Annotated in this window: 28 protein-coding genes; 16 read left to right on the top strand and 12 right to left on the bottom strand. The window is 62.8% G+C overall.

Annotated features, from left to right (window positions below):
• Positions 1–5: 5 nt before the first annotated feature.
• On the top strand, positions 6–1,160 hold the full coding sequence (locus tag QRN42_RS12170) for a N(5)-(carboxyethyl)ornithine synthase (protein ID WP_284979407.1): 1,155 nt from the start codon (positions 6–8) through the stop codon (positions 1,158–1,160).
• Here the strand turns inward: QRN42_RS12170 and QRN42_RS12165 are convergent.
• Positions 1,157–1,648: a hypothetical protein gene (locus QRN42_RS12165; RefSeq protein WP_284979406.1), complete on the bottom strand. Its 492-nt coding sequence runs from the start codon at positions 1,646–1,648 to the stop codon at positions 1,157–1,159. The two genes, QRN42_RS12170 and QRN42_RS12165, sit on opposite strands and share 4 nt — an antisense overlap.
• Positions 1,649–1,989: 341 nt before the next feature.
• On the bottom strand, positions 1,990–2,265 hold the full coding sequence (locus tag QRN42_RS12160) for a hypothetical protein (RefSeq protein WP_284979405.1): 276 nt from the start codon (positions 2,263–2,265) through the stop codon (positions 1,990–1,992).
• 268 nt (positions 2,266–2,533) lie between these two features.
• On the opposite strand from QRN42_RS12160, the gene QRN42_RS12155 reads away from it, so the two are divergent.
• From QRN42_RS12155 to QRN42_RS12100, 12 genes are all read left to right on the top strand, one after another.
• Positions 2,534–3,637: a D-TA family PLP-dependent enzyme gene (locus QRN42_RS12155; RefSeq protein ID WP_284979404.1), complete on the top strand. Its 1,104-nt coding sequence runs from the start codon at positions 2,534–2,536 to the stop codon at positions 3,635–3,637.
• Between the two features lie 59 nt (positions 3,638–3,696).
• A complete protein-coding gene (locus tag QRN42_RS12150) occupies positions 3,697–4,317 on the top strand; it encodes a DedA family protein (protein ID WP_284979403.1) in 621 nt (206 codons plus the stop codon).
• A gap of 200 nt (positions 4,318–4,517) precedes the next feature.
• Complete coding sequence (locus QRN42_RS12145) at positions 4,518–4,820, top strand: urease subunit gamma (protein ID WP_284977070.1); 303 nt, start codon at positions 4,518–4,520, stop codon at positions 4,818–4,820.
• A gap of 7 nt (positions 4,821–4,827) precedes the next feature.
• Positions 4,828–5,181 carry an urease subunit beta gene (locus QRN42_RS12140; protein WP_284979402.1) on the top strand — a complete coding sequence of 118 codons (354 nt, stop codon included), beginning with the start codon at positions 4,828–4,830 and terminating at the stop codon, positions 5,179–5,181.
• Positions 5,178–6,923 carry an urease subunit alpha gene (gene ureC / locus QRN42_RS12135; RefSeq protein WP_284979401.1) on the top strand — a complete coding sequence of 582 codons (1,746 nt, stop codon included), beginning with the start codon at positions 5,178–5,180 and terminating at the stop codon, positions 6,921–6,923. Before QRN42_RS12140 ends, ureC begins: the two co-directional genes overlap by 4 nt.
• Before the next feature lie 7 nt (positions 6,924–6,930).
• The gene (gene ureE / locus QRN42_RS12130) at positions 6,931–7,404 is read left to right on the top strand and encodes an urease accessory protein UreE (RefSeq protein WP_284979400.1); all 474 of its coding nucleotides are present in this window, start codon (positions 6,931–6,933) and stop codon (positions 7,402–7,404) included.
• A complete protein-coding gene (locus tag QRN42_RS12125; RefSeq protein ID WP_284979399.1) occupies positions 7,385–8,071 on the top strand; it encodes an urease accessory protein UreF in 687 nt (228 codons plus the stop codon). Before ureE ends, QRN42_RS12125 begins: the two co-directional genes overlap by 20 nt.
• Positions 8,072–8,084: 13 nt before the next feature.
• Positions 8,085–8,702: an urease accessory protein UreG gene (gene ureG, locus QRN42_RS12120; protein WP_284979398.1), complete on the top strand. Its 618-nt coding sequence runs from the start codon at positions 8,085–8,087 to the stop codon at positions 8,700–8,702.
• Positions 8,699–9,577: an urease accessory protein UreD gene (locus tag QRN42_RS12115; protein WP_410550211.1), complete on the top strand. Its 879-nt coding sequence runs from the start codon at positions 8,699–8,701 to the stop codon at positions 9,575–9,577. Before ureG ends, QRN42_RS12115 begins: the two co-directional genes overlap by 4 nt.
• Positions 9,577–10,614: a HoxN/HupN/NixA family nickel/cobalt transporter gene (locus QRN42_RS12110; RefSeq protein WP_284979397.1), complete on the top strand. Its 1,038-nt coding sequence runs from the start codon at positions 9,577–9,579 to the stop codon at positions 10,612–10,614. Before QRN42_RS12115 ends, QRN42_RS12110 begins: the two co-directional genes overlap by 1 nt.
• A gap of 144 nt (positions 10,615–10,758) precedes the next feature.
• A complete protein-coding gene (locus QRN42_RS12105) occupies positions 10,759–10,953 on the top strand; it encodes a hypothetical protein (protein WP_284979396.1) in 195 nt (64 codons plus the stop codon).
• The gene (locus tag QRN42_RS12100) at positions 10,950–11,225 is read left to right on the top strand and encodes a pentapeptide repeat-containing protein (protein ID WP_284979395.1); all 276 of its coding nucleotides are present in this window, start codon (positions 10,950–10,952) and stop codon (positions 11,223–11,225) included. Before QRN42_RS12105 ends, QRN42_RS12100 begins: the two co-directional genes overlap by 4 nt.
• Before the next feature lie 72 nt (positions 11,226–11,297).
• Here the strand turns inward: QRN42_RS12100 and QRN42_RS12095 are convergent, their stop codons facing one another.
• From QRN42_RS12095 to QRN42_RS12080, 4 genes are read right to left on the bottom strand one after another with little or no spacing between them, the layout of a single operon-like run.
• Positions 11,298–12,347: a lactonase family protein gene (locus QRN42_RS12095; protein WP_284979394.1), complete on the bottom strand. Its 1,050-nt coding sequence runs from the start codon at positions 12,345–12,347 to the stop codon at positions 11,298–11,300.
• 18 nt (positions 12,348–12,365) lie between these two features.
• Positions 12,366–13,196: an aldo/keto reductase gene (locus QRN42_RS12090; RefSeq protein ID WP_284979393.1), complete on the bottom strand. Its 831-nt coding sequence runs from the start codon at positions 13,194–13,196 to the stop codon at positions 12,366–12,368.
• Between the two features lie 37 nt (positions 13,197–13,233).
• Positions 13,234–14,205, bottom strand: a complete 972-nt coding sequence (locus QRN42_RS12085) for an aldo/keto reductase (RefSeq protein ID WP_284979392.1) — start codon at positions 14,203–14,205, stop codon at positions 13,234–13,236.
• Positions 14,206–14,236: 31 nt separating this feature from the next.
• Positions 14,237–15,058: an aldo/keto reductase gene (locus tag QRN42_RS12080; protein WP_284979391.1), complete on the bottom strand. Its 822-nt coding sequence runs from the start codon at positions 15,056–15,058 to the stop codon at positions 14,237–14,239.
• A gap of 227 nt (positions 15,059–15,285) precedes the next feature.
• On the opposite strand from QRN42_RS12080, the gene QRN42_RS12075 reads away from it, so the two are divergent.
• Complete coding sequence (locus QRN42_RS12075) at positions 15,286–16,197, top strand: helix-turn-helix transcriptional regulator (RefSeq protein ID WP_284977056.1); 912 nt, start codon at positions 15,286–15,288, stop codon at positions 16,195–16,197.
• 52 nt (positions 16,198–16,249) lie between these two features.
• Here the strand turns inward: QRN42_RS12075 and QRN42_RS12070 are convergent, their stop codons facing one another.
• Complete coding sequence (locus QRN42_RS12070) at positions 16,250–16,459, bottom strand: dodecin (RefSeq protein WP_284977055.1); 210 nt, start codon at positions 16,457–16,459, stop codon at positions 16,250–16,252.
• A 115-nt stretch (positions 16,460–16,574) separates the two neighbouring features.
• Complete coding sequence (locus QRN42_RS12065) at positions 16,575–17,381, bottom strand: SDR family oxidoreductase (RefSeq protein WP_284979390.1); 807 nt, start codon at positions 17,379–17,381, stop codon at positions 16,575–16,577.
• Positions 17,382–17,538: 157 nt separating this feature from the next.
• Between QRN42_RS12065 and QRN42_RS12060 the strand changes: the two genes are divergently transcribed.
• Positions 17,539–17,970: a universal stress protein gene (locus QRN42_RS12060; protein ID WP_284979389.1), complete on the top strand. Its 432-nt coding sequence runs from the start codon at positions 17,539–17,541 to the stop codon at positions 17,968–17,970.
• A 69-nt stretch (positions 17,971–18,039) separates the two neighbouring features.
• Here the strand turns inward: QRN42_RS12060 and QRN42_RS12055 are convergent, their stop codons facing one another.
• From QRN42_RS12055 to QRN42_RS12040, 4 genes are all read right to left on the bottom strand, one after another.
• Positions 18,040–18,612 carry a hypothetical protein gene (locus tag QRN42_RS12055; protein WP_284979458.1) on the bottom strand — a complete coding sequence of 191 codons (573 nt, stop codon included), beginning with the start codon at positions 18,610–18,612 and terminating at the stop codon, positions 18,040–18,042.
• A gap of 26 nt (positions 18,613–18,638) precedes the next feature.
• On the bottom strand, positions 18,639–19,787 hold the full coding sequence (locus QRN42_RS12050; protein WP_284979388.1) for a zinc-dependent alcohol dehydrogenase: 1,149 nt from the start codon (positions 19,785–19,787) through the stop codon (positions 18,639–18,641).
• A 50-nt stretch (positions 19,788–19,837) separates the two neighbouring features.
• The gene (locus QRN42_RS12045) at positions 19,838–20,557 is read right to left on the bottom strand and encodes a FadR/GntR family transcriptional regulator (protein ID WP_284979387.1); all 720 of its coding nucleotides are present in this window, start codon (positions 20,555–20,557) and stop codon (positions 19,838–19,840) included.
• A gap of 67 nt (positions 20,558–20,624) precedes the next feature.
• On the bottom strand, positions 20,625–21,449 hold the full coding sequence (locus tag QRN42_RS12040; protein WP_284979386.1) for an alpha/beta fold hydrolase: 825 nt from the start codon (positions 21,447–21,449) through the stop codon (positions 20,625–20,627).
• 111 nt (positions 21,450–21,560) lie between these two features.
• Between QRN42_RS12040 and QRN42_RS12035 the strand changes: the two genes are divergently transcribed.
• Positions 21,561–23,051 (top strand): four-carbon acid sugar kinase family protein, encoded by a 1,491-nt coding sequence (locus tag QRN42_RS12035; RefSeq protein ID WP_284979385.1) that lies wholly within the window; start codon positions 21,561–21,563, stop codon positions 23,049–23,051.

Here is a 23,051-nt window from a genome sequence, read left to right as displayed (position 1 = left end):
CCGGTATGACCGATCACCTCACCCTCGGCGTCCTCTCCAGCACGCGAAAACCTGACGAGCGGCGCCTGCCCATTCACCCGCTGCACCTCAAGCGCATTGCCCCCGAAATCCGGCAGAACCTCATTTTTGAGGAAGGCTACGGCGACCGTTTCGGCGTGTCGGACTCCCATCTGGCCCCACTTGTGGGGCGCGTCGTCCCGCGCGCGCAATTGCTGGCGGAGGCCGACGTCGTCCTCCTGCCCAAACCGCAACCCGAAGACCTTTCGGAACTACGTGACGGGCAGACCCTTTGGGGCTGGCCGCACTGCGTCCAGGACCGCGCCATCACCCAGATAGCAATCGATAAGAAACTCACGCTGATCGCCTTCGAAGCGATGAACCACTGGGCCAGCGACGGCGGATTCGGGCTGCACGTATTCCACAAGAACAACGAACTGGCCGGCTACTGCTCCGTGCTGCACTCCCTGGCCCTGACCGGGTCCACCGGGGACTACGGCCCGAGACTCAGCGCCGTCGTCATCGGGTTCGGCGCGACCGCCCGCGGAGCCGTCACGGCCCTCAATGCCCACGGCATCCATGACGTCCAGGTGCTGACTAACCGCGGGGTGGCCGCCGTGGGTTCGCCCATCCATTCGGTGCGGATTGTCCAGTTCGATCACGACCCCAAAGCGCCGTTCCTCAGCGAGGTCATCACCGAACGCGGGCGGGTCCCGCTGGCGCCGTTCCTTGCCGAACGCGACATAGTGGTCAACTGCACCCTACAAAACCCCAATTCACCTTTGACCTACCTGCGAACCGAAGACCTTGACGCCTTCCGGCCCGGCAGCCTGATCGTGGACGTTTCCTGCGATGAGGGGATGGGCTTCAGATGGGCGAAAACCACCACCTTCACTGAGCCAATGTTCACGGTAGGGGACCACATCGATTACTACGCGGTGGACCACAGCCCCTCCTACCTCTGGAAGTCCTCCAGTTGGGAGATCACCGAAGCCCTGCTGCCCTTCCTGGAATCCGTGATCACCGGTCCCGCAGCGTGGACAGAAAACGAAACCATCCGCCGCGCGATCGAAATCCGCGACGGCGTGATCCTGAACCCGGACGTGCTGCGGTTCCAGCAACGAAAGCCGGACTACCCGCACTTGCCTGAACAGGGCATCTAATCGGTACCCCGGGAGGCGGCATTGCCGATTGAGGGACGCTGTCCGGACCGGTAGGCAGAGGCGATGACCGGTTCGAGTTCGTCGATCACGGTACGGTTCCCGGGGAGTACCACATGGGCGAGAAATTCCGATTCGAGCGTAGCAACGCCGGCTGCCACCGCTGCGAGTTTGGCGTCTGTCGAAAAGGCGAAAGCCTGCCAAAACCTGCGGGCACTGAGCTCTTGGGCTTTTGTTGTCACTGCCTGGCCATGGGCCTCGACGACGTCACTCTGGACACCGGAAGTTCCATTGGGCTGCGGTAAAGAGATGACGATGCGGAACTGCCTTCCGCAGGCCCTGAACGCGATGGCGCTAAGGCACCCGCGTTGACTGAAACGAACATCGGTCGCCCCGGAGTCCTTGAGCGCCCGCTCGACATGTTCCCTTGAATCGCCAACACTGAGGGAGTCACCGCGCGTGTAAAAACTCCGGGTATCAAAAGTTGCCATCATCCAACTATGCGCCCCAATGGTGCCCTTTGGCTGCTTCAGTGCGAAGCGGTGTTATCTATTTCCCAACCGTTGGCAGCGTAACTAACTCCAGCCAGCAGCCGTGGAGGGAAATCCAGTTCGCTATTAATCGGTAGTAGGCGCATGCTGCTCCAGAGCAGAGCGCTGAATTGGTCCAGTCAACGGCCTTGGATTCGTGAACCTCAGGCGCTGATCAACGACTAGTTCACAGTTCCCTATCGGATCCGTTATGCAGCCAGCGGTTCCGACGGACTGCGTCCCAAAGGCGCGCTTCAGGGTTGCGCACCTTCACGCTTTGTCCAAGTGGGGCCAGCGTGGAGTCACTCCGCAGGCGAATCGCCCAGCACTTCCTCGGAGTAGGGTGCGTGGGGGCCAGCGAGGTCGTTGATCAACTCATTCGCCGCCATCGCCAGAAGGTCCCGTTCAAGGGTGGGGATGGAGAGCATTCCTTGGAGGTACGCCTCAGCTTCAAGCTCGCCCACGGACCCGCCGATGCCCAAGTAATACGGCCACAGGGCCCCGGGGCTCACGGATGCCCTTTCCATGGCGGTCACGAGCCGTTGGCGTTGTTCCGGTTCGTGGTGGTCGAAACCCATGCCATGCTGCTTACGCTCGCGCTGCCTGGGCCGCGGTCATGGGGCCGGTGCGGGGACAATGACGGTCAACCCATACGCCGGCAGGGAGGACGTCCAGAGGAAGTTGTACCTTCATCGTGGTGACTTTCGCTGCGCTCCGCCGGAGGCCGACCGAGATGTGCGTCAGAAGCTAGGCTTTCTTGTAGTAGCCATTCTATACGTTTTGTGGTTCACAGGGCCGCTCCTGCAGTGATTTATTCGACGACGGTGCGCGCGTTACTGTCGAAGGATGAACCACCTGATCCCGGCTGACATTCCAACCCCTGCCATCCTGATCGACGTCGACATCCTGGACCGCAACATCGAGCGGATGGCTGAAAGCATGCGCAGCCGGGGCATTGCGCTCAGGCCACATGTGAAAACCCATAAAACCTTGGAAATCGCGGCCAAACAGCTCGCTGCCGGGGCTACCGGCCTCACAGTGGCCACCATTGGTGAGGCCGAGGTGTTCGCCGACGGCGGTGCCACGGATATCTTCATCGCCTACCCACTGTGGGTGGACGCCCGCCAAGCGGAAAGGCTGCGCGCGTTGGCGGACAAGTGCCGCATCGCGGTTGGAGTCGATTCCGTGGAAGGCGCGACGGCGATGGGTCGCCAACTCGGTTCGGCAGGAAGCCGGATCGCGGTGCTAATTGAGGTGGACAGCGGACATCACCGCAGCGGCGTGCTGCCCGACGAAGTGGTTGACGTAGCCAAAGCCGCTGCCGACGCGGGGTTGGACGTGGCCGGGATCTTCACGTTTCCTGGCCACAGCTACAAGCCCGGAATGCCGAGCGGCGCGGCAGGCAACGAAAACGAGGCACTCGCCCAAGCTGCGAGGGAACTGACCGCCGCCGGATTCGCCGTGCGGACCATTAGTGGAGGTTCCACGCCCACGGCCTTGATCGGCGGCGGAACAGCCGCTACGGAGTTGCGCCCGGGGGTTTACGTTTTCGGTGACGCGCAGCAATTGGAACTGGAGCGCTGCACTTGGGAAGACATTGCCCTCAGCGTTGCCGCGACGGTGGTCAGCCGCCATGAGGCGAGAGGGGGCAATGTCCGGCGAGTGGTGGTAGACGCAGGGAGCAAGGTCTTGGGCAGCGATCGTCCGGACTGGGCTACGGGTTATGGCCGCCTTCCCGAGTATCCGGACGCCCGGGTTACTGCGCTCTCGGAGCACCACGCCACCGTGGTCTGGCCCGACTCTGAGGAACTCCCCGCCCTGGGCGCACGCGTCCGGGTGATCCCCAACCACGTATGCCTGGCGATGAACCTGGTGGATGAAGTCCACGCGGTGCAGGGCGGCGCAGTGTTGGACAGGTGGAAAGTAGCTGCCCGGGGTCGCAACAGCTAGCAGGGCAGTTTCACGGGAACCCCTGCCCAGCCCCGGGTGCATCTGCCAAACTCATCCCTATGCAGTGGTTGTTCGATGGGCTCCTCCACGCCAGTCCGGTGGTGGTGGTTTCCATCGTGTTCGCGCTCGTCTTCGCCGAGGACGCGTTGTTCGTCGGCTTCGTCATCCCCGGCGAGACGGCGGCCGTGGTGTCCGGGGTCTATGCGGACAGTACTGGCATGCCGCTGTGGATCATGATCGTGGTGGTGATCGCTGCCGCCGTCCTTGGCGACACCGTGGGGTACGAGGTCGGCAAGCATGTGGGCCCCCGGGTTATGGCGATGAAGATCCTGGACAAGCGACGGGATGGGTTGAAGAGGGCCGAGGACTTTTTGGCCAGGCGCGGTGGCCTGGCCGTTTTTCTTGGGCGTTTCACGGCTTTTTTCCGTGCCGTGATGCCCGCGCTCGCAGGGCTCAGCCGCATGCCGTACCGGCATTTTGCCGTCTGGAACTTCACAGGTGGGATCATCTGGGGATCCATGTTCGTCACACTGGGATTCGTCGCCGGCAGTTCATACGAGCAACTGGCACGGACTGTTGGGCGCGGTTCCGCCTTGGTGGTGGCCGCCGTCGTCGTGGTCATTGTGGTGGTGTGGCAGGTGCGGAAGCACCGCGCCGCGGCCCGGCCACCGGCGGAATAGGAAACGAATGCGGAAACGCCCTTGAAACACCACCACCTTAGGCTGGTCACAATCCGTTCACAGGCGCCGGCGGTGGGACGGCTGGAAGTGCCGGGCGTAAGGGGCTATAAGAGAGTAGTAGCTGCCCCGATGTCCTCGGCTGTTCCAGGCCTCGAGTATCTGACGTCTGCCGTCGCAGCCGCCCAACGTTAGGAGTGTCGATGCATCTTTTGCCCCGTGAGCAGGAAAAACTCATGATCGTGGTGGCGGCTGATCTCGCCCGGCGGCGACAGGCCCGGGGGTTGAAGCTGAACTATCCCGAGGCCGTGGCCATCATCAGTTACGAGCTCATTGAGGGCGCCCGGGACGGCAAGACCGTTGCAGAACTTATGAGCTACGGAACCACGCTTCTTCGCCGCGAGGATGTCATGGAAGGCGTGCCGGAGATGATCCACGACGTCCAGATCGAAGCCACTTTCCCGGACGGCACCAAGCTCGTCACCGTCCACGACCCCATCCGATAGGACCGCCATGATCCCCGGTGAATACAGGCTCCAGCCAGGACCCATCCGCTGCAACAACGGCCGTGAGGCAACCGCCGTCGAGGTTGTCAATCGCGGCGACCGACCAGTCCAAGTAGGTTCCCATTACCACTTCGCTGAGGCGAACCGCGCCTTGGAGTTCGATCGGGAGGCCGCTTTTGGCCGTCGCCTGGACATTCCCGCAGGTACGGCGGCGCGCTTCGAACCCGGAGACCGCAAGACCGTGCGGCTCATCGACCTCGCCGGATCGCGGGAAGTCTACGGGCTCAGTGACGCTGTTAATGGAAAGCTCGACGGCGGCACCGGCCTTGCCGCCGAGGCGACGGAAGGAACCACCAAGTGAGCTTCGAGATCCCGCGGCGGCAATACGCGGAACTGTACGGACCAACCACCGGTGACGCCATCCGCTTGGCCGATACCGAGCTGTTCCTGGAGATCGAGAAGGATTACACGGCCTACGGCGAGGAAGTGGTGTTCGGCGGCGGCAAGGTGATCCGCGATGGCATGGGGCAGAACGGCCAGCTGACCCGGGAAGAGGACATCCCGGACACCGTCATCACCAATGTGGTGGTACTGGACTACACCGGCATCTACAAAGCCGATGTCGCCCTCAGGGACGGGCACATCTTCAAGATCGGCAAGGCCGGCAACCCGCAGATCACCGATGGCGTTGATATCGTCATCGGTGCCAGCACGGAGATCATCGCCGGTGAACGGAAAATCCTCACTGCCGGCGGGATCGATACACACATCCATTTCATCTCCCCCGAGCAGGTGCCCACCGCACTCTGCAACGGCGTCACCACCATGGTCGGCGGCGGCACCGGGCCGGCTGATGGGACCAAAGCCACCACCATCACTCCAGGTAAATGGCACATCTCCCGGATGCTCCAGGCCGCTGAGGGCCTTCCGATCAACATCGGCGTCTTCGGCAAGGGCCACGCATCCGCCGTCGAGCCTCTTGCCGAGCAGATCCGCGCCGGCGCCGTGGGGCTGAAGGTGCACGAAGACTGGGGAGCGACAACGTCCTCGATTGACATGTCCCTCCAGGTGGCGGACGAATACGACATCCAGGTGGCCATCCACACAGACACCCTGAACGAGTGCGGGTTTGTTGAGGACACCATCAAGGCGATCGATGGCCGGGTCATCCACACCTTCCACACCGAGGGCGCGGGCGGCGGGCACGCCCCGGACATCATCAAAATTGCCGGCCTGCCCAACGTGCTTCCGGCGTCCACCAACCCCACGTTGCCGTACACCAGGAACACCATCGAAGAGCACTTGGACATGCTCATGGTCTGCCACCACCTCAACCCGGACATTCCGGAGGACGTGGCTTTCGCGGACTCGCGGATCCGGGCAGAAACCATTGCCGCGGAGGATGTACTCCACGATCTCGGCGTCTTCGCGATCACCTCGTCCGATTCCCAGGCCATGGGGCGGGTGGGTGAGGTGGTCACGCGGACCTGGCAGGTGGCGGACGCCATGAAACGCCAGCGTGGCGTTCTCCACGATCCCACCGGTGCCTCGCACGGCGCCGCCAACGGCCTGGGCGCGGAATCGGATAATTTCAGGCTCAAGAGGTACGTAGCGAAATACACCATCAATCCGGCCATCGCCCAGGGAATGGCAGATGTGATCGGTTCAGTGGAAGAAGGGAAATTCGCGGACCTGGTGCTGTGGGATCCGGCCTTCTTTGGGGTGAAACCGGAGTTGGTGATCAAGGGCGGCCAGATCGCCTATGCCCTGATGGGCGACTCCAACGGTTCCATTCCCACTCCACAACCGCGCACCATGCGGCCCATGTTCGCTACCTACGGCGCGGCGCTCCGGACATCGTCCATCACCTTCCTGTCCAAGGCCGCGATCGACGCCGGTGTTCCAGGGGAACTTGGCTTGCAGCGGGTCATCAAGCCGGTTTCCGGCATCCGCAACCTGAGCAAAGCGGACCTGAAGTACAACGGCGAAACCCCGGACATCGCCGTCGACCCGGAAACGTACCAAGTCACGGTCGACGGCGTCGAAGCCACCTGCGAGCCCTCCGACGTGCTGCCCATGGCCCAGCGCTACTTCCTTTTCTAGGACCCTCATGATCATCGAAAAAGTTCTCGGAAACCTGCACGAACAGCCCGGTGCCTACGCCGGGCACCACAAGGAAAAGGTGGTGCTCCCCAGCTCCCTCCTGGTCAAACGCATCCAACGAGTCACTACAGACCATGGCAAGGAACTCGGCATCCGCTTGCCCCCAGGCTCAGGTGACCTGCGCGACGGCGACATCCTCGCCGTTGATGACGGGAACCTCATCGTTGTCTCCGTGCTGCCGACGGATGTGCTGGTCATCGGGCCGCGGTCCATCCACGAGATGGGTGTGGTGGCGCACTCGCTGGGTAACCGGCATTTGCAGGCGCAGTTCTTCGACGCTGCCTCCGAGTATGGGGCCGAGGTCATGGTGTGCCAGTACGACCACACTGTGGAGGACTACTTGAAGCACGTGGGAGCCCCCTACGAGAGGCAAGAGCGGGTCATGCCGGTGCCGTTCCGCCATGCTGAGCACTCGCACTAGGGTGCCCTACCAGCTGGCTCTTCAACAGTTGACCGACTCCGCGCTGCCCACCGGAGCGTTCGCGCATTCCTTGGGGTTTGAAACGTACCTTGAGCGCGGGATGGTGCACGACGAAGCCAGTTTCGGCGCTTGGCTGCACGCTTTCCTGGGACAGCAGTTGCTGTATTCCGATGCGCTGGCTATCCGGTTCCTCTATGAGGACGTGGATGTGGCGGAGTTGGATGCCATGCTGTCCGGGCAGTTATTGGCCCGGGAGGTGCGGGAGGCTTCGGTGAAAGTGGGGGGCCGGCTGTTGGAGATCGGCAGCGAGGTCTTCCCCTCCACAGCCCTGGATCACTACATGGAACTGGTTGGCCAAGGCTTGGCGGCAGGGCACCAACCCTTGGCGTTCGCGGTCATTGCACGCTCCCTGGGTGTTCCCTTTGAGGAAGCGCTGCCTGCCTACCTCTTTGCGACTGTGACCTCCTTGACCCAGAACGCGGTGCGCGCCATACCGCTGGGCCAAAATGCCGGCCAGCGGGTGCTTGGCCACGCGCACGACGCCGTTGCTGCCGCCGTCGAGGATGTAGCACAGTTGTGCTGGGACGACTTCGGGGCCGTGAGCCCCGGCCTGGAAATTTCACAAATGCGGCACGAGCGGCAACGCGCCCGCATGTTCATGAGCTAACCGAGGAGAACACATGACAGAACCCATCAAAATCGGCATCGGCGGCCCCGTCGGCGCAGGAAAGACCCAGCTTGTTGAACGGATTACCCGCCACATGAGCCGGGAGATCTCCATGGCGGCCATCACCAACGACATCTACACCATTGAAGACGCCAAAATCCTGGCCGCCAACGGGATCCTTCCCGAGGACAGGATCATCGGCGTCGAAACCGGCGGCTGCCCGCACACGGCCATCCGTGAGGACACGTCGATGAACACAGCCGCCATCGAAGAGCTTAAGGCGCGGCACCCGGACCTGCAGATCATCTTCGTCGAATCCGGCGGCGACAACCTTTCCGCCACCTTCAGCCCCGAGCTGGTCGATTTCTCCATCTACATCATCGACGTGGCCCAAGGTGAAAAGATCCCCCGCAAGGCCGGCCAAGGCATGATCAAATCCGACCTTTTCATCATCAACAAAACCGACCTCGCCCCCCACGTCGGGGCTGACCTGTCCATCATGGAACGGGATTCCAAGGAATTCCGGGGAGACAAACCTTTCTGCTTCACCAACCTCAAGACCGACGAAGGGCTGGACGCCGTCCTGAACTGGATCCGCCGCGACGTCCTGATGCTCGATCTGACGCAGTGACGGAGACCCTCGCCGTTTTGCCGGGTCCGGCTACCTTGTCACCTCGTGGTCGCCTTGAACTCGGGATCAGTGTCCGCGGGGGGCGGTCCGTGGCTTCGCGGCAGTTCCATGAGGGGGCCCTGAGGGTGCTCAGGCCGCATTACCTGGACGAGTCAGGGCAGGTTTGTTATGTGATGGTGAATCCGGGTGGGGCCTATTTGGGGGCCGATCTGTTCCTGATTGATGTGGACGTCGAGGACGGGGCGGACCTGCTCCTGACCACGCAGTCGGCCACGAAGATATATCGGACTCCGGGCTCGTTTGCCGAGCAGCGGATGAACGTTCGGCTGGGGGAGCGGGCCCGGTTGGAGTTGGTTCCAGACCAGGTGATTGCGTACCGGGAGGCCAGCTATCGGCAGAGTTCCCGCTTTAGCCTGGACCCGACGTCGAGCCTTGTCATGGCAGAGGTCATCACGCCGGGTTGGTCGCCGGACGGCGCGTCGTTCAGGTACGAAGAGGTGCGGCTGCGCAACGAGATCCGGATTGAGACCGGCCGCGGCAGCGAATTGTTGGCCCTTGATAACCTGCTGATCCGGCCGCCATTGAACAAGGTGACGGGCATGGGGTTCATGGAGGGCTTCAGTCATCTTGGCTCCTTGGTGGTGGTTGATCCACGGGTGAGCCAGGGGCTTGCCGGTGAGCTACGTGAGCTGACACGGGATTTCGATGCCTATACGGGAGCATCTTTGACACGGTCCGTTGCCGGCACCGCCGGGCTGGTGTTGCGATCGTTGTCGAACAGCACGGAGGAGCTCAACAACTTGTTGGGTGCCTGTACAGGGCTTTTGCGTGGACGTTGGCATGGCCAGGCGCCTGTGAACTTAAGGAAGTACTGATGACTGCCCTGAACGGCCTGGCCGCCATATACCGGAACAGGGAGAAGCTCTCCCTGGGGACGCGGCTCTGGTTCACCTTCGGCGCGGTGGCCGCCTTGCACGTCGTCGCCGTCGTGCTCCTGCTGCTGGGGCTTGCCGGTGGCGGCCAGCCGCTGGCTTGGGGCCTTGTCATCACCGCCTACTTGGCGGGCATCAAGCACAGCTACGACTGGGACCACCTCGCTGCGATCGACAACTCCACACGCAAGTTCGTAGCGCAGCGGAAAGACCCGGTGAGTGTGGGTTTCGCGTTCAGCCTGGGGCACAGTTCGGTAGTGATCCTGGCCGGAGTGCTTGTGGTGGCCGGCGCCACGCTGATCGGCCAGTTCATGGAGGAAGGAACCACCGGGAACAGGGTGCTTGGCTTGATCGGCAGCGGGGTGTCCGGGCTGTTCCTGCTGGCCATGGGGTTGTTCAACGGATCGGCCTTCGTGCGGGCAACGCAGGTGTACCGCAGGGTGCAGGCCGGCGGTGAAGTACGCGCCGAAGACTTGGAAACGAAAGGCCTGGTTGCCAGGTTGCTCGCCAAACCGCTGTCCAGGGTTGAGCGGCCGCGGAACATCTATGTGATCGGGTTCCTCTTCGGTTTGGGATTCGACACCGCCACAACCATTGGGCTGCTGGTCATCACCACGACGGCGTCCCTCGCCGGAGTGTCAGCGCTCGCGTTGATGGCCCTCCCGCTCGCGTTCACCGCCGCCATGACGCTGTGCGATTCCGCCAATGGGGTGGCCATGATGAAGATGTACAAGTCGGCCATCCAGAACCCGCAGCGCAAGGTGGGTTTCAATGCCGTCATTACTGGCATCTCGGCGGTATCGGCGCTGTTCATCTCGGTCATCACCCTGGCCGGGTTCGCCGGCGAGGCGTTCGGTCTTGGCGACCCCATGACTACTTGGCTTGGCGGGATAGACCTGGGCGACGCGGGGCTGATTTTGGTGGGGCTCTTCATCGTGGTCTGGGCTGTGTGTGCTTGGCGGGGCAGGGCTGTACGTTAGGTCATTGGACTAGTGCATGGCCTTGCTAGCAAACATTATGCATTCGTCTATAACGAACTCTCTGGGACTTTCATAGGGTTGAAGAGATCTGCTTCACATCAGTGTTACCAGCAAGCCCCGAGCTACCAAGGATGAGATTCAAGGATGAAGAGCATCGCCCTCCTGCGCGAACGAGCCACCCGTGTCATGCCCACCGGCTCCCACTGCCCCGCATCGGGCCTGTGGAGCCCTGACTCGGACCCGGACGCTGTCCAACTCTTCGCCGAAGGCCACGTGCTGCCGGCCTACAACGGCGGCCCGACCCTTTGGCGTCGTCGGACCTCTGAAGGTTCGGCATGACCGGCACTAACCTGACCGGCACTAACCTGACCGGCACTAACCTGACCGGCACTGGCCTGAACCGACCCGCCGGCTACCGGCACGTACCTGTGGCAGAGTGGAGCGAGTTGGCCCCCGGCGATCCCGTCTGGGTCTACGACCTCGGATGGGGCGCGGGCGCGGGGCGCGTGGACGATGTCTCCCAGCACCAGGAGCTGCTGTGGGTCGTCATCGAGCCGACCGGCCGTCGACTCATTTGCGGAACAGACGACGTCGAGGTCTGGACCGCCTAATGACTCGCCGAGATGGCAGATAACACCAATGTCTGAGCGGATGATTGGTGTTAGATGCCATCTCGGCGTCAGTTAATCGGCCAGTACCAGGACGCTTGGGGATCCCGTTTCCATGCGGGCCACGGGGCCGCCCGGCAGACCCGTCCCGGCGTCCAGCGTGAAGGCAACGACGTCGTCCGAGCCTTCGTTGGCCACGTACAGCCAGCCTTCACGGACCAGGTGATGGCGGGGCCATTCGCCGCCGCACGGCACCTCACCGACGGGCTGGAGGGCGGCGCCGTCCCCGGATACCTGAAGCACGCAGATGCGGTTGGAGCCTCGGACTCCGACGTAGGCGAACCTGCCATCCGGCGATAACGCAATCTCTGCCCCGGCGTCGCCGTCGCTTGCTCCCTTGGCGCTGGCCGGAACCATGGCATTGAGTTCGTACGTGCCATCGGGCTGCATCCCCAGGGCGGCCACTTCCACCGAATACTCGGTGTCCACAAAAACGGTCCCGCTCTGGTGGCGGGCCATGTGCCGCGGCCCCGATCCCATCGGGAGGACAACCTGATGGTCCGGCACCAGGCCGGTTCCCGGCTCATACTTCCAAACCCGAACCAAGTCATGACCTAAGTCGGTGGTCATGACACGACCGTCCGGAAGCATGAGGCTCGAATGTGCGCGGCTCGGGCGGGGTTCTTCCGGTGACGCTGCCGTGTGAGGGTCGACGGCGGCCGTTGCGCTGGTGCGCGAGGTGATGGCGCCGTCGTGGTCCAGTTCGTAGAGGACTACCTGACCATCGCCCCAACACGTCGCTACGATGAATCGTCCGTGCGGATCCACGGCCACGTGGCAGGTAGCCTCACCCGCCGGCCAGGACTCGCCGAACGCCTCCAGCTCAGTCCTGCCTGTGCGGCGGTAGGCGCGCACCGTCCCGGCGTCTTCGGCCACGGCGTAAACCACCGGCAACGACGGGTGCACTGCCAGGAACGATGGCGAGTCGGCTGCAACAGCCAGCCCCATGTTGGTCAGTTGGCCGTTGTCGTCAACGGAAAGCGCGGCGATGCCCTTGCCTTTGGCGTTCCTGTCGGCAGTATAGGAGCCGGTCCAGATCAGTGTTTCCGTAGTCAAGTTCCCCATCCTTAATGGCCCTGTTCCTTAATGGCCCTGCACATCGGAGTCGACGCCCGCGTCAGGCCCGGCGTCGAGCGTTTGCAGTTTGGCGAGATCGTCCTTGTCCAACTCAATGTCGAACACATCCAGGTTCTCCCTCATCCGCTGCGGATTGGATGATTTGGGAATGGCGACGAGCCCCTGCTGCACATGCCAGCGGAGCACCACTTGGCCTGGCGTCTTGCCGTGCTTGGCGCCGATGGATTGCAGAACCGGGGCGTTCAGCAACTCGCTGCCCGCGCCGAGGGGGCTGTAGGACTCCGTGACGATCCCATGCCGTTCGTTGAAAGCACGGGCAGCGGGACGCGGGATGGAGGGGCTGACCTGAATTTGGTTGACCGCGGGCACCACCTCCGTTTCCCGGAACAAACGGTCCAAGTGGGCCGGTTTGAAGTTGGATACGCCGATGGAGCGGACCTTGCCGGATGCCTGGAGCTCCTGGAAGGTGTTCCAGGTGGAGACGAATTCATCGCGGCGCGGAAGAGGCCAGTGGATCAGGAGCAGATCCACATAATCCAGCCCAAGCCGCTCCAGGGATCCATCCAAGCCGGCGACGGCTTTGCCTGACCCTTGGAATTCCCCGTCCAGCTTGGTGGTGATGAAGAGTTCGCCGCGATCCACCCCGGAAGCCCGGATCCCTTCGCCAACGCCCTTTTCATTTCCGTACTTCACGGCCGTGTCGATGTGCCGGTAACCGTATGACACGGCCTCGACGACGGCGTCGGCAACCTGGGCGTCGTTGAGGGGCCACGTTCCCAGCCCGATTTGGGGAATCTTGAAGCCGTCGTTGAGCTCAATGAGTGGGGCAAGTGTCATGGGGCATGATCTCCTTTGGCTATATGGCGGACCGTGCTCACCAAGCGTAGTCCTCCGGGGCCGTGCGGTGGCCCGGGAATATCTCATCCAAGCGCTTCAGGGCGTCGGCGTCGAGCGTGACATCCAGCGCGCGTATGGCCGAGTCCAACTGCTCCTGGGTGCGGGGTCCAACAATCGGCGCGGTAACCGCTGGTTGGTGGAGGAGCCAAGCCAAGGCCACGTCTCCGGGCTTTTGACCGAGTTCGTCCGCGAAATCCTCGTATTGGCGGATCTGGTCCTCGTGCTTGCGGAGGGTCTCCAAAGCCCGGCCTTCGGTGCGTCGCACACCTTGCTCTTCCTTCTTCAACACGCCCCCAAGCAGACCGCCCTGCAACGGGGACCAGGGGATCAGGCCCAAACCGTACTGCTGGGCCGCGGGAATGACCTCCAGCTCCAGTTCGCGCCTGAAAAGGTTGTAGATGGACTGTTCGCTGACCAAGCCCGTGTAGTTGCGCCTGCGCGCTGCTTCCTGGGCTTGGGCGATGTGCCAACCGGCAAAATTGCTGCTGCCGGAATAAAGGATCTTGCCCTGCTGGACCGCTACCTCGATCGCCTGCCAAATTTCATCCCACGGGGTGTCACGGTCGATGTGGTGGAACTGGTAAATATCGATGTAGTCCGTCTGAAGCCGCTTCAGGCTTGCATCCAATGCCCGGCGAATGTTCAGTGCGGACAGCTTGGACTCGTTGGGCCTGCCCGTCATGGTGCCGTAGAGCTTGGTGGCCAGGACGGTCCGCTCGCGGCGCTCGCCGCCTTTGGCAAACCAGCGGCCGATGATTTCCTCAGTCCAACCACGGTGCCCGACGCCGCCGTAGACGTTGGCGGTGTCGAAGAAGTTGATGCCGGACTCCTGTGCAGAGTCCATGATGGAGTGTGCTGTTGCTTCCTCGGTCTGGGGGCCGAAGTTCATGGTGCCCAGGCAGAGTCTTGATACTTTGAGGCCGGACCGGCCCAGATGTGTGTACTGCATGTCCTTTGACTCCTTGATTTCGAGCGGGGGTCTAAAGCTGCGTGAAAGCCGCGACGGCGGGATCGGCGCCGATGCGGGTACCGGACTCCAGTGCGGTCACTGCCGCAAGTTCGGATTCGGTGAGGCTCAGGTCAGCGGCGCCAAAGTTTTCGCGCATGCGGGTGGAGTCCGCGGACTTGGGAATCACAATGGTTCCCTGCGCGAGGTGCCACGCCAAGATCACCTGGGCCGGTGTGGTGCCGTGGGTCTCTGCCACCAATGCCACTTGCTCGGCGTTCAGGTCCTGGCCCTGTCCCAGAGGGCTGTAAGCCTCCACGGCAATGCTGAGTCCACGGCACTTGTTGGCCAGATCGGCCTGCTGGAAGGTGGGGTGGAGCTCGATTTGGTTGACCGCAGGAACCACCTCGGTCTCACGCAGGAGCGTGTCAAGGTGTTCGGGGAGGAAGTTGGAGACCCCTATCGCCCGGATCTGCTTGTCCTGGTACAGCTTCTCCATTTCCTTCCAGGCCTGTGTGTACAGCCCTTGGGAGGGGACCGGCCAGTGGATCAAGTAGAGGTCGATGACGTCCAAGCCCAAAGCTTCGCGGCTGCGCTGGAACGCGTCATAGGCCTCGCCCTGTTCGCCGTTGCGCAGCTTTGTGGTGATGAAAAGTTCTTCGCGGGGGATCCCCGACGCGGCGATGGCGGCTCCCACGCCTGCTTCATTCCGGTAGGCGGCCGCGGTGTCGATGTGGCGGTACCCGGCGTCGAGCGCGTCTTCCACTACCTTCTGGGTTTCTTCCTCAGGTACTTGGAAGACGCCGAACCCCAGTTGCGGGATAGTGACGCCATTGTTCAAGGTCAGCTCCGGCATGACGATCTCCTTCGACGATGTGATTGGCTGGCTCTCCGACGCAGTTGGCTGGCACGGTTTTCGGGCATGTTTCCGGCATGCCCAGAAAGCGGTTTCGGAGGCTCTGCTATGAGCCTATGCAGTTTTGGCAGCTCAGTCAGTAACCCAGCCTGATCCTGTTTTTCCTAGGTTTCATAGACCTACCCACGATGATGGCCTTTCACACATTCGCGTCGCAGAATAGAACAATGGGTCAGAGCGCCGAGTTCGGTAAATTCCTTAAAGCCATGCGTGCGCGCCTCTCACCGGAGGACGCAGGAGCGCAGGATTCCAGCGGTTCGCGCCGCGTCCCCGGGCTGCGCCGGGAGGAGGTGGCACGCCTCTCGGGTGTGAGCACCGACTACTACACACGGCTGGAGCAGGGCAGGAATATCCACCCCTCCAAGGCGGTCCTCGACTCCGTCGCCCGCGCTTTGCGCCTGGATCCCAGGGAGCACGCGCACATGATGGACCTGATGGAACACTGTGCCAGTTCTGCAGGAAATCCCGGACCGGCACAGAAAGTCCGCCCTGCCCTGCGGCAGTTACTCGACGCCGTCGGAGACGTTCCAGCCATGGTGCTGGGAAGGCGTTCGGACATCTTGGCCGGGAACCGCTTGGCGTACCTTTTGTTCGCCGATTTCCCCGCATTGCCTGCCGCAGAGCGAAACCTGACGCGCTGGATCATCCTGGACCCCGCAGCGGGAAAGCTGTTCCGGGATTGGAAGACTGTGGCCGCCGATGCGGTCGGAGCGCTTCGCATGGATGTGGGCCGCCATCCGAACGACCCCCAAACCAACCAACTGGTCGGCGAACTCGCCGTGCAAAGTGAGCACTTCCGCCAGTGGTGGGCCGGCCATCGGGTTGCGGCGCGGCCCGCGGGCACCGTTCGGTTGCACCACCCCCTGGTGGGGGACATGGAACTGAACTTTGAGACGCTCAGTCTCCCGGACGACGCCGACCAGGCGCTTCGGGTGTATTCAGCGAAGGCGGGTTCGCCGTCGTCGGATGCTTTGATGCTGCTCAGCAGCTTTGGCGCGGTAGACGCAGCAGAGGCACTCGACTCAGTAGACACAGCGCCGCTGCCCACACCCGAACCCGCTCGCCGGGATGACAGTTAATGCCGATGTTCGTCTGAAACACCGGCATTAACTGTCATCTCGCGAGGTGGGATTAGCGTTCCAGACGGAATCCGAGCTTGATGGTGACCTGCCAGTCGGCGACTTTCCCGTCTTCGAGGTGTCCGCGGATTTCCTTGACTTCGAACCAGTCCAGGTTCCGCAGGGTCTGGGAGGCTGTCTCGATGCCGTTCCTCACGGCATCGTCCACGCCCTCAGTGGAGGTTCCTACGATTTCCGAAACGCTATATGTGTGGCCAGCCATGGTGCTCCTCATCATTAAATGCGGTTCTACGTCATTGGATCTTGTTATTCCGGCCGGGGCGGCCGTCCATGCAGACTAGCCCACGGATCACCGTGCGGCCATAGCTTGCATCGGCTCAGCTTTCCCGCCAGTCGTGGCTGGTGATGTGTGAACCCGCCTGCGGTCCCATCTGCAGCATTCCGCCGTCCACGGGCCACGAGGCGCCGTTGACATAGCTGGCCGCAGGCGAGGCAAGGAAGGCGACGACGGCGGCAATTTCGTTTGCGTGGCCGGGGCGTCCCAAGGGAACTCCTGGCCGTTCTTCCTTGGTGGGATCCTCGTCCGTCTGCCCCGTCATCGGGGTGGCAATCTCGCCGGGGGCCACATTATTGGCGGTGATTCCGTGCTCGGCGAGCTCCAGAGCCATGGTCTTGACCAAGCCGCCCAGGCCATGTTTCGAGGCATCGTAGGCAGAGGCTCCTACGCGAGGCTGGAACTCGTGGACACTCGTCACGGCGATGATGCGGCCACCGCGGCCGGCCTGCACCATCCGCTTGGCCGCAGCCTGCATTGCCACGAAGGCGCCATTGAGGTTGGTGTTGAGGGTGGTCATCCACGTTTCGTAGTCCAGGTCAAGGAATTTTGTGCCATCGCCGGTTCCGGAGTTGTTGACGAAGACGTCCACTCCGCCCAGTTCCTCCGCGAGCTGGTCCACTGTCGCCGCTGTTTCGGACGGCTTGGTGGTGTCCAATTGCTTCACCACGGCCTTGCGTCCCAGGCTGCGGATCTCTTCCGCCGTCGCCTCCGCTCCCTGCTCATCAGAGTGCCAGGTGACGCCAACGTCCATGCCAGCCTGCGCCAACGCCACAGCTGTGGCCCGGCCGATGCCCGAATCCGATCCCGTCACTATGGCGGTTCGCGGGTCAAATGCTTGCTCTGCCATGATCTTGCCTTTCGGTCGTGTGATCGTTCCGATGATTTATCCCTACCCGGCCGCGCGTCGTCGTAAACACTCCTGCGGCATCGCTTCCGTGCCGGGCCGCTGATGGCGTGTAGATTCGTGGGGCAGCACCCAGTGAATCTGAGACCCAGGAGAACACATGACAGAAGTTATCGTCGTCGGCGTTGACAACAGCGAAACGGCCAAACGTGCAGCAATGGCGGCGGCGAAGCTCGCCACAGCCACCGGAGCCGAGCTCCACGTGATCAGCGGCTTTTCCGACGACCGCATCGAGGAATTCGGCAGTGGCAGCGACCGCATCATTGTGTCCTCGGCCGATTCCGCGGAATACGTGGCCCGTCAGGTATCCGAGGCGCTCGATGTTCCCAAGGGCAAGGTCAAGTACTCCGCCGCCCGTGGTAATCCGGCCAATGCCCTGATCAGCTATGCCGAGGCCACCGATGCTTCGGTGATCGTCGTCGGCAACAAGCGGATGAAGGGGCTGGGCCGGGTACTGGGCAGCATCGCCAACAGCGTGGCTCACGGCGCCCCCTGCAACGTGTACATCGTCAACACCGAGGTTGACGCGTAGCCTGCTCCACCACGTAGAGCCCATCCAAGTAGGCTGCTGCTACTTGGATGGGCTAACAGGTTTGGATGGCTAACGGGGGGTCTTCCTGGATGCAAGCGCCTTCACCGCCAGGACCGCCCCGGCACCTACCGCCAGCCACGGACCGGCGACAATGATCGGGTCCAGCCACTGATGCTTGGTGTCAGCCCGCTTCTGTCCACGCCGTGAGCTCATGCCTCCGCTCTTGAATTCGCTGAGGACCCCTGTCTCCGTAATGGGATTGTCCGGATGCCGCGTTCCCAAGGACAGCAGATGGCTCTCCCACGCGTTGACACGGTCAGCGGCCAACAAGATCAGCCAGTGCGCTGCCCGGCCCTCGCTGTATTTGTAGGCATACTTCCGCATGACACCGGACAGGCCCGACGGCGGGGCTGAAGTTCCGAAAACGGGCGTCAGGAACCTGTGTTCAATGGAGCGTTCCCGAGGCGATTTCTCCTCCTGGCGCTCCGGGAAGTCCCAGTGCGCGCCGGTCTTGATGCCAGGTTGCTCGCGGGGAAACGAGGGCCTGTCCTTGGGATCCAGGTCTGCGCCCCACCCGGGAATCCTTGCCCGTAGCTCCTCCGCTGTTTCCCTGGGCTGCGGCTTTTCTGCCGTGTAGGGCATCTTGTTGCTTCCGTTCTCTTGCATGGTCAGCTCGCAGACGGTGTGATGATCGGCTTGATGCAGTTATCCAACTTCGCGGAGAAGATGTGGTAGCCCTCGGCGATGTGCTCCAACGGGATCCGGTGGGTGATGATGTCGCTCGGTTTCAGGTAACCGTTCTGGATGTGTTCGAACAACCGGGGCCACTGCCTTTTCACCGGGCACTGGTTCATCCTTAGCGTCAGTCCTTTGTTCATGGCGTCGCCAAACTTCACGGCGCTGAACATCGGGCCATAGGCGCCCATCACGGAAACAGTTCCACCCTTCCGTACCGAATCGATGGCCCAGTTGAGGGCTACGGGGGAGCCGCCCTGAAGCTTGAGCTTGGCCGCGGTAATGTGCTGGGTGAGGTTTCCGTCAGCTTCGGCCCCTACGGCGTCGATCACTACGTCCGCGCCCAGGTGGTCCGTGGCTTTCTTCATCTCCACCACTATGTCGTCGTGTTCCGCGAAGTTGTACGTTTCCGCGTGCGCGAACTCCCGGGCCTTGGCCAGCCGATACTCGAGGTGGTCGATCACGATCACCCGCCCAGCGCCCATCAGCCAGGATGATTTCGCCGCATACAGGCCAACAGGGCCGGCTCCGAACACCACCACCGTGTCACCTTCGTGGATGTCGCCTAGCTGAGCCCCGAAGTACCCGGTAGGGAGGGCATCGGTGAGCATCACCGCGTCCTCCTCGTCCATCCAGTGGGGGATTTTCACGGGCCCGACGTCGGCGAACGGCACCCGCACGAACTCCGCCTGGCCGCCGTCGTAACCACCGCAGGTGTGGGAGTAACCGTAGATGCCACCCACCGCCGTCGCGTTCGGGTTGACGTTATGGCAGTTCGAATACAGGCCTCGTGCGCAGAAGTAGCAGGAACCGCAGAAAATGTTGAACGGCACCATCACGCGATCGCCCACCTGCAGGTTCTCCACCGATGGCCCTACCTCGTGAACCACACCAACGAACTCATGGCCAAACGTCATGCCCACCCGCGTGTCTGGCATCATGCCGTGGTACAGGTGAAGATCGGAGCCGCAGATTGCCGCGCTGGTCACGCGCACAATGGCGTCGTTGGGATGTTCTATGGGTGGGATGTCTTTTTCTTCGACCCGAATCTTGTAGGGGCCCCGGTACACCATCGCTCGCATTTTGCCGCCTCGTTAGCTCGCTATCGATACCGTCAAGAACGCTAAGCTGTCTAGCCCCTCCGAGTGGCAGCAGGGTCCAGCACATACGTCTTCAAGTCATCCAAGGTCTGCTGCATGTGCCCGTCCATCGCGAGCCGGGCCTCGTTGGAGTTCCGCGATTCCAGCGCAGCGGCGATGTTTCGATGATGGCTGATTGCGTGTTCCTGGATCTCGGCAAAGGCGGACGTCTCAGCCCGGCGGGCCTCCAGGACGCGGTGCAAGGGTTCGAACAGGACGGCCACGAAAACGTTCCCGGATGCGTGCAGTATGACGTCATGGAAGGCGAGGTCGGCTTTGACGAAGGCGTCGAGATCATTGCTTTCGTGGGCCCCCCGCATCTTCTCCAGGTGCCCTTGAAGGTCACTGAGCTCCTGGCCTGAGATGCGTTCGGCGGCCAGTTCACAGGCGCCGGTTTCAAGCATGCGGCGCAGCTCGATCAGCTGGACGGCCGCGACGGCGTCGTTGGTTCCTTCGGACGCAGCCCGCAGGACGGCTTCGAGCGAGCCCCACTGGTTGAGCGGGGTTACGAAGGTGCCGCGCCCCCGCTCTACGCTCAGAATCCGCTGGGCTTCGAGGGTTTTCATGGCCTCCCGGACGGTCATACGGCTCACCTCATGCTTGGCACTGAGCTCAAGTTCGCCGGGGACCACACTTCCGGGCGGAAACTCGCCCGCGATGATCCGGTCCAGTAGCTCATCAGCTACTACGCCGACAAGCGACTTGCGTGCCATGTGTCCCCGTTTCCTCAACTCCAGCCCGCGCCCGAGTCCTCCTATGGCCGCAGGGATGTCAGACATCTTACGCTGGTGGAGGCCCGCTGGATCTCCAGAACCCGCCTAACGCCTCGGCGCATTCGCGGGGCCGTTCCCAGTGCACGCTGTGCCCAGCCTCGGGAACCACCGTCAGCTGCCGCCCCGGTTTAGCCTGGACACCCGGTTTAGCCTGGACAAAGGCCTCCATTTGGTCCATGGACCGCACCCGGTCACCCGATCCCGCGATCACCAGCAAGGGCGCGTGAACACGCCCGGGCACTGAAGGTTCGACGCCGGTCATCGCCGCGGTGGCGCTGGCGGACAGTACGGGGAAGGGCACATCAAAGCCACTGCTGAGCAACTCCCTGGCATCCTCCGGCAGGAGGGGCCCGAACCAGGAATCCATGAGTTTGGCCTTGGTCCCGGCGTCGAGGAACCCCTGCTCCACTTGCGAGAGCAGGAGGCGCTTAAAGGCATCGTTCGGCGGAGCCGGAACCATGCCCACCAGCGTCACCGTGGCCACCAGGTCCGGTCGGTCCGCTGCCAAGGTCAGGGAAACGCTGCCTCCCATCGAGTGGCCCACGAGGTGTACCGGCGCCTCGGTCCGGGTCGCGATGGCTGCGGCCACAGAAGCAGCCGCGGATTCCAGCGTCCATTCGCGGCCGGGTGGCCACAACTCGCCGGGAGGGTAGCCCGGAAGGTCAAGAATCCAGACTGGCCAACCGGCGTCGAGCAATGTGGAGGCCAGCGGTTCCCAGTAGACCGAGCCGGACGCCCACCCGTGAATCAGTACGGCGGGCGCGGCGTCGGCTGCGGGCCTGGTGGGTTCGCGGACATCCACGAACGGAAGGGGGACCGAAGAGCCAGCCATGCGTCCAGCCTAGCGACACGTTGCGCCCCGAAGGCCCCTGTGCCAGACTAAAACAGCAAATGTCTGACATCTTACATTCCACCATCGCCGCGCATCCCCACGGAGTGACACATGATCCTTGAAGCTGAGATTTTGGCCGGTTTCCCGCCCGAGATCCGGATTCCCGCGCAGCTGGTTGCCGACGCCGTCGCGGCATCGTCCGCAACCAGCCCCCGAGTCCTGGTAGTCCTCGACGACGACCCCACTGGAACGCAGTCCGTCGCCGACCTCCCCGTGCTCACCCGTTGGGACGAAGCAGACTTCACCTGGGCCTTCGCGCACATCCGTGAGAACCTGACCACGCCCGCCGTGTATGTCCTCACGAACACCAGGAGCCTGGACCCCGAAGAGGCCGCAAGCCGTAACCAGGAGATCGTTCGCAATGCCCTTGCCGCTGCCGCAACGGCCGGGCTGGTGCTGGGCTTCATCAGCCGCAGCGACTCGACCCTGCGTGGGCACTACCCGCTGGAACCGGACGTCATCGCGGCCACCATCGCCGCCGAAACCGGTGAAACCACTGACGGGGTGGTGATCGTTCCGGCATTTCCCGACGCCGGCCGGGTCACCATCGGGGGTGTGCACTACATGCGGGGCTCCGGAGAAGACTCTGGCACCCTCACCCCCGTTGCCGAGACTGAATTCGCCAAAGATGCATCCTTCGGGTTCGCCAACTCCGAGTTGGCCAAGTACGTGGAAGAGAAGTCGCAAGGCCGCTTCCCTGCGAACCGCGTGATTGTCTTGGACCTGGACATTATCCGCGCCGGCGCCGCTGCCAACGATCCCGCAATCTCCGCCAACGCCATTGCCGATGTCCTCGAACGGGCCACCAACTCCACCCCGATAGTGGCCGACATTGTCACCGAAAACGACTTCCGCGCCCTGGCCCTGGGTCTTGAGGAGGCGGAACGCCGCGGCAAGAAACTCCTCTACCGCGTGGGTCCACCATTCGTGCGTGGCCGCATCGGCCAGGAAATCCGCGCCGCACTGACCTCCAACGAAGCCTACGCAGGCAACTCTCCTTCAACAGCTGGGGGCCTGATCGTCGTCGGCTCCCACGTCGGCGTGACCACCCGCCAACTGAACCATCTCACCGCCGAACACCGCTCGGCGCGGACCGTCGAGATCGACGTTGAACAACTGCTTGGCGAAGAAGCCGACGCCTATGTCGCAATAGTGGTATCCGACGTCGTCGACGCCCTCCATCAGGGCGATGTCATTGTCCACACCAGCCGCTTGCTCATCAAAACAGACGACGCCGCGGCGAGCCTGAAGATCGCCCGCACTGTCTCGGCCGCCGTCGTCGCTGTTGTGAACCGCACGCTAAAGGCGTTCCCGCCACGGTTCGTCATTGCAAAGGGCGGCATCACGTCCTCCGACGTTGCAGCACACGGGCTGGAGATCCGCCATGCGGTGGTCCGCGGTCCCATGCTCCCCGGCATCGTGTCCCTCTGGGAGCCGGTGGACGGTCCCGCGAAGGGCATCCCGTTCATCGTCTTTGCCGGCAACGTGGGCAACGACCAATCCCTGACCGACGTAACGCGCAAACTCAGCAACACCTTCTGA

Origin of the sequence: Arthrobacter sp. fls2-241-R2A-200 (assembly GCF_030209745.1) — a bacterium.
In the GTDB taxonomy this organism is placed as follows: Bacteria; Actinomycetota; Actinomycetes; order Actinomycetales; family Micrococcaceae; genus Arthrobacter.
This window is presented reverse-complemented; position numbering and strand designations above follow the sequence as displayed.